At 45.5% G+C, this 3,351-nt stretch carries 5 protein-coding genes; all 5 read left to right on the forward strand.

Going from position 1 to position 3,351, the window contains the following annotated elements; genetic code table 11:
* Window positions 1-216: 216 nt before the first annotated feature.
* The 5 genes from QEH57_RS24575 (at window position 217) to QEH57_RS24595 (ending at window position 3,125) form a co-directional block, all read left to right on the forward strand.
* Window positions 217-747: a GNAT family N-acetyltransferase gene (locus QEH57_RS24575; RefSeq protein WP_309009457.1), complete on the forward strand. Its 531-nt coding sequence runs from the start codon at window positions 217-219 to the stop codon at window positions 745-747.
* Between the two features lie 77 nt (window positions 748-824).
* The gene (locus QEH57_RS24580; protein ID WP_309009458.1) at window positions 825-1,160 is read left to right on the forward strand and encodes a hypothetical protein; all 336 of its coding nucleotides are present in this window, start codon (window positions 825-827) and stop codon (window positions 1,158-1,160) included.
* Between the two features lie 138 nt (window positions 1,161-1,298).
* On the forward strand, window positions 1,299-1,739 hold the full coding sequence (locus tag QEH57_RS24585) for a hypothetical protein (RefSeq protein ID WP_309009459.1): 441 nt from the start codon (window positions 1,299-1,301) through the stop codon (window positions 1,737-1,739).
* Between the two features lie 492 nt (window positions 1,740-2,231).
* Window positions 2,232-2,753, forward strand: a complete 522-nt coding sequence (locus tag QEH57_RS24590) for a hypothetical protein (RefSeq protein ID WP_309009460.1) — start codon at window positions 2,232-2,234, stop codon at window positions 2,751-2,753.
* A gap of 6 nt (window positions 2,754-2,759) precedes the next feature.
* Window positions 2,760-3,125: a hypothetical protein gene (locus tag QEH57_RS24595; RefSeq protein ID WP_309009461.1), complete on the forward strand. Its 366-nt coding sequence runs from the start codon at window positions 2,760-2,762 to the stop codon at window positions 3,123-3,125.
* Window positions 3,126-3,351: the final 226 nt, after the last annotated feature.

Here is a 3,351-nt window from a genome sequence, read left to right on the forward strand (position 1 = left end):
GTTGCCATGATCTAGTTCTTTCATAGGTATTTATGCAGTTCACGAACATGGGACTTTCACCCAATTACAACATGCCCATGCCGGGCACACACAAGGCGGTCCAGACAATTCCGGCAAACGCCCGCCTCTCTCACCTCGACCCCAGACCTGGATACCCTAACCTGAAACAGAACCCAAATTGAGGCCTCCACGTATGGCCTCTGCGTTAGGAAGAAAATGGATACGGACAGAATACGATTTGCTAGATGGGACGACATGGATCCAATCACAGAGATCATTCGAACCGAGTTCGGTCCGAGAGAAACGAATGTTCGCAGCTGGATGGAGGCCGTAGAGGCGAATCTCAGCTTGATGCTGGTATACTTAATCGATGGATCTGTCGTAGGGTTAGGGGGACTTCAATTCACCGCAGAAGACGAGATTATCTTCCACACAGATTGCGTGGCCCCAGAGAAGAGAGGGAAAGGAATTGGAAGAGCCCTTGTTATGGCGAGAATTGCGATGCTCGATGATGAAGCGGCGCCGATTTACGCTGGTGTTTTGGCACTTGAGAAAAACATACCATACTACGAAAAGTTCGGATTCTCTAAGACGGAAGAGAGTCGTCACGATCCAGCTTTGGCAGTTTCACTAGCCCCAATGGAAAGAGAAATATTCAAGAAAGATATAGAGGAGGCAGAGCATTTTTTTGAGACGAGTAGTGTGACGCTAGCACTCGATGAAATTCCCGATGAAAAATTATCCTAACAAGTCGTGCCATACAACTCCGGCCAGCGCTCCGCGCTAGCCTCCGCGTATGCACTCGGCGTTCTCAAAATAAAGTAATGACGAATCAGGATCAAATAATTGGATACGCAGGACTAGATATTCGCGAGGGTTGCTACGAATACTTCGAGAACGAGTGCTGCATTACAGATTCCATCGAGACAGCAGAAAAGATGATGAAAGAAAGCTACACTTGTTTCGGCGAGTACAAGCTAGAGGCAATAACCATAGAAGAAATAATTAAAGATTTCGGTTTCTCGGGTAGAAGCTACGCCTTCGAACCAGAAGCGTTTACTCGCTTCAAGAAAATTGCCAAAGAGAACAAGGTAAGCTATTCCTCGAGGATCGACAGAATGCCTGATCCGCCACTAATGATAGTTCATATTGAAGACTGATCTGTGAGAACAAGTCGCTCCAGGCAACTGCGGCAAACGCCCGCCTCTTTCACAACGACCCCATGAAAATCAACCACTCCAGAAATTCAATCACTAGCCTAGGCCTTGTCGCCTGAGCGCGACGTTCGGCAAAAATAGATGACTACAACAACTTCACCTTGGAGCTACAAAACGACGGTCCTAAGTCCCGACGGTAAATTCACAGCTGACTATGATGAAGCTATGGAAGTCGGTCAGGGTGCACCAACCCGCGGAACTCTGACGATCGAAGGAAATGACAAGAAAGAAGTCATTTCTCGCAGTGCTGGAGCTTCAATGACTTGGTCAGACGATTCGAGATTTCTAGCCTTCTCTGAATGGACGAAAAAAATGAATCAAATTCTGTGTATTTACGATACGAAGGAAAAACGGATCGACCGTGCTACCAAAGAATATCGAGTCATAGAACTCAAAGACTTCAAGAATGGAATCATCCATGGCATCGACTCACCAATCCATCGATCCAAAGAGATACATTACGAATATATAAATCTGGCCGAACAAGGCGCTTGTCACAACGCGGGCAAGCCCGCGTCGTGACAGCTTGGCGTTCGACGAAAATAGATGAAACCGATATACTTAATCCCGTTTCTGCTTTTTGTGCTTTTCGGATGCGAGGAGGCCGAACCGACGCTCAAAGGGGTTAGAGAAGAAATTGACGCTGTCTTAAAGATCGGGGATTCGAAAGAGAAACTTGAAGATGAAATCCATAGATTAGGTTTTCCAGTAACCTACGACGCACACACCCACCGGTACATATCGTACATACCAGCAAAGTCAAAAAAAAAAAAAAATGAAAGATGGAGTAAAAATCGTTATCCATCTAAACAAAGGAGATCTAACTATCGAAAGATTAGAAGTTCGAAACGTCTTTACTTTCCTATAGTTACGAATGGTCGAACCAGGAGCTGCAGACAACTGCGGCCAAACGCTCGCCTCCTTCACTACGAACCCATGAAAATCAACGAACCCAGTAATTCTAACCTTAGCTTGAGCCGCCGCGTCTGAGCTTGGCGTTCTCTGAAAAATGTAATGAAACTTCCATATTCAATCCTCTTGATCGCAGTAGTCTCGATTTCTAACGCAAAAGTCCACAAGTCTGCGGATGAAATGCGTTTTAGGAGCGTCGAACGTAAGGTAGAAGCGACACTAAGAACGATCGAAAAGCTTTATGAGAATGATGACGACTTCCTTGTCGCACTAAAGAAATCACAAAGCGACTGGGAAAAGCACAGAGAATCGACCCTTTTAGCATTCTTTCCAAAAGAAGATAAATATTCGGCGTACGGAGAATCATACGAAGCAAACAGCTTCAGGCTTCTCGAAGGAATGACTAGAGACCGCTTGAACATCCTCACCATCTGGGTAAAGGGGCAAGAAAGCAACGAACTCGGACATTGCTCTGTAAAATCAACCTCTGAACTAAAAAAGATAAGAGAGAACCAGGCGGTCGATACAACGGCGGCAAACGCTCGCCTCTTTCACGACGAAACTACAAAATCAACAAACCCAGGCGTGGAGGCGATGACCGAAGCCGCCGTCGTATCACCTTAACGTTAGATGAAGAAAGTAATCATAGTCACACTTCTGCTCCTAGCAGCCGTTGCTTTCGGAGCCCCGGAATTCCCCAAAGAGGAAGAAATCGATTGGATCCGTTCCTACACACCAAAAGAATTCGAGACTTTGTGTGTCGAACACCAAGACGACAGTCCATTCACATCACTTTTGTATCCACGAAAAGAACAACTAACCGATGTGATGGAGCAGTTTCCCGAAGTTGATCAAATTAGAGAATGGAAAGTAAAGGACTCAGCCTATGAAGAAAACGGAAAGATCTGGATAAATGGATGGGCGATTTTCTCGAAAGATCAGCTCGTGAAACTGTATCCTTTGAATACAACCTACAAAGCAACGAAAACTATCTAACAAGTCGTGCCATACAACTCCGGTCATCGCTCCGCGATGACCTCCGCGTATGCACTCTGCGATGGGGAGATAAAGAATTTTGAGAGAGAACAACTTGGCGACGTATCCAATTTCTAAATTCAAGAATGAAATATGAAGATCCTGCAACGGAGCGATAGATCGATTTTCGAGAAGGCCAACCAATCCGAAATCACCTTTAATTAGGATTGATCCTGCAGCAAATCAA

The organism is Pelagicoccus sp. SDUM812005 (genome assembly GCF_031127875.1).
Lineage (GTDB): Bacteria > Verrucomicrobiota > Verrucomicrobiia > Opitutales > Opitutaceae > Pelagicoccus.

Excerpts from the sequence above, each read along its gene's own strand:
- QEH57_RS24585 (WP_309009459.1), top strand. The coding sequence starts at position 1,299 with ATGACTACAACAACTTCACCTTGGAGCTACAAAACGACGGTCCTAAGT.
- QEH57_RS24595 (WP_309009461.1), top strand. The coding sequence starts at position 2,760 with ATGAAGAAAGTAATCATAGTCACACTTCTGCTCCTAGCAGCCGTTGCT.
- QEH57_RS24580 (WP_309009458.1), top strand. The coding sequence starts at position 825 with ATGACGAATCAGGATCAAATAATTGGATACGCAGGACTAGATATTCGC.
- QEH57_RS24575 (WP_309009457.1), top strand. The coding sequence starts at position 217 with ATGGATACGGACAGAATACGATTTGCTAGATGGGACGACATGGATCCA.
- QEH57_RS24590 (WP_309009460.1), top strand. The coding sequence starts at position 2,232 with ATGAAACTTCCATATTCAATCCTCTTGATCGCAGTAGTCTCGATTTCT.